Here is a 2,397-nt window from a genome sequence, read left to right on the forward strand (position 1 = left end):
GAGGGGTCGTTGAGTGAGGTGGTGGCGGAGTTCGGTGTGACGCATGTGACGGTGCCGCCGTCGGTGCTGGCGACGGTGGAGGAGCTGCCGGAGGGTCTGCGGACGTTGGTGGTGGCGGGTGAGGTGTGCCCGCCGTCGTTGGTGGAGCGGTGGGCGCCGGGGCGCCGGATGGTCAATGCGTACGGGCCGACCGAGACGACCGTGTGCGCGACGATGAGCGCTCCCCTGGAGCCGTCTGGCCTGGTGCCGATCGGCCGTCCGATCGCCAACACCGCTGTCTACGTACTGGACGAGCAACTGCGGCCGGTCCCCGTGGGTGTGGTGGGTGAGCTGTATGTCGCCGGGCCGGGGCTCGCGCGTGGTTACCTCGGCCGCCCCGGGCTGACCGCGGAGCGCTTCGTAGCCTGCCCGTTCACCGGCGGGCGGATGTATCGCACCGGCGACCTCGCCAAGTGGACCGGGGACGGCCAACTCGTCTTCGGCGGGCGCGCGGACGACCAGGTCAAGCTGCGTGGCTTCCGTGTCGAGCCGGGTGAGATCGAGGCCGTTCTCGCAGGACACCGGAGTGTCGGCCACGCCGCCGTCGTCGTACGGGAGGACCGCCCCGGCGACAAGCGGCTCGTGGCGTACGTCGTCCCCGAGGGGGACGCGGACGTGGACACCACCGCACTGCGGGAGTACGTGGCCGAGCGGCTGCCGGACCACATGGTCCCCGCCGCGGTCGTCGTCCTGGACGCACTCCCGGTCACCGTCAACGGCAAGCTGGACCGCGCCGCCCTCCCTGCCCCCGACTTCACGGACGTCGCCGAGGGGCGCGGCCCGGCCACTCCCACCGAAGAGATCCTCAGCAGCCTATACGGCGAGGTCCTCGGCCTGGAGTGGGTCGGCGCCGACGCCTCCTTCTTCGAGCTGGGCGGCGACTCCCTGCTCGCCATGCGGCTCATCGCCCGCGTCCGCGCCGTGCTCGACGCAGAGGTCAGCATCGGCGATCTGTTCGCCACCCCCACCGTCGCCGGCGTCGCCCAACTGGTGGGCGAACTCGGCGGCGAGTCCCGGGCGCCGCTGATGGCGCGACCGCGGCCCGAGACGCTGCCGCTGTCGTTCGAGCAGCAGCGGATGTGGTTCCTCAACCGGCTCGAGACCACCGGCGAGGGGGCCGCGTACAACCTGCCCCTGGCCCTGCGGCTCTCCGGCGACCTCGACCTCCCCGCGCTGGAAGCCGCCCTCGGCGATGTCGCCGACCGGCATGAGAGCCTGCGCACGATCTTCCCGGAGACCGCGGGCGTCCCCTGCCAGCAGGTCCTGCACGGCGCGGCGGGCCGACCTTCGCTGACGGTGGTGTACACCGCCGCGGACGAGGTGCCCGCGCAGCTCGCGGCGTATGCGAACCAGCCGTTCGACGTCCGCACCGAACTGCCTTGGCGCGCACGGCTCTTGGTGACCGGCCCGGCCGAGTACGTACTCATGGGCGCCGTCCACCACATCGCCGCCGACGGCTGGTCGATGGGCATCCTCGCGGGCGACATCGGCACGGCGTACGCGGCCCGGCGTGCGGGCCGACTGCCCGGGTGGGAGCCCCTGCCGGTGCAGTACGGGGACTATGCCTTGTGGCAGCGCGAGGTGCTGGGCGACCTCGGCGATCCGCAGAGTGTCATCAGCGGGCAACTGGACTACTGGCGGCAGACGCTCGCCGGTGCCCCGCAGGAGCTTGACCTGCCGACCGACCGGCCCCGACCTGCGGTGTCCTCCTTCACTGGCGGCGAAATGCCGTTCGAGGTGAACGCGGAGACCCACGCCAGGCTGGTGGAGCTCGCCCAACGCGGCCGGGCGACGATGTTCATGGTGATGCACGCGGCGCTGGCGGTTGTGCTGTCGCGGATGGGTGCGGGTACGGACATCCCCATCGGCACGGCGACGGCGGGTCGCGGCGACGCGGCGCTGGACGGGCTGGCCGGGTTCTTCATCAACACGCTGGTGCTGCGCACCGATCTGAGCGGCGACCCGTCGGTCACCGAACTGCTGGCCCGGGTGCGGGATACCGATCTTGCGGCGTACGCGCATCAGGATGTGCCGTTCGAGCGGCTGGTCGAGGATCTCAACCCCACCCGATCGCTGGGCCGGCACCCGCTCTTCCAGGTGTCGCTCACCATGCAGAACCTGCCGCAGGGCCGTCGGCCGTGGGAGCTGGCCGGGCTGGAGGTGAGCGGTCTCCCGGCCGCCTCTCCGGCGGCCCGGTTCGATCTGTCGGCGACGGTCGCCGAGCGGCGCGACGAGGAGGGGGCGCCGACGGGGCTGATGGGCTCGCTGCTCTACGCGACCGATCTGTTTGACGAAGGCACGGTGCGGTTGTTGGCGGGGCGGTTGGTGCGGGTGTTGGAGCAGGTGGCGGCTGATCCT

Annotated in this window: 1 protein-coding gene; it reads left to right on the top strand. The window is 71.9% G+C overall.

Annotated features, from left to right (window positions below; translation table 11 throughout):
* Positions 1-21: 21 nt before the first annotated feature.
* A partial coding sequence (locus GWI24_RS43415) for a condensation domain-containing protein (protein WP_308344283.1) occupies positions 22-2,397 on the top strand: 2,376 nt, incomplete at its 3' end.

The organism is Streptomyces sp. MK37H, from assembly GCF_018035285.1.
GTDB lineage: Bacteria > Actinomycetota > Actinomycetes > Streptomycetales > Streptomycetaceae > Streptomyces > Streptomyces endocoffeicus.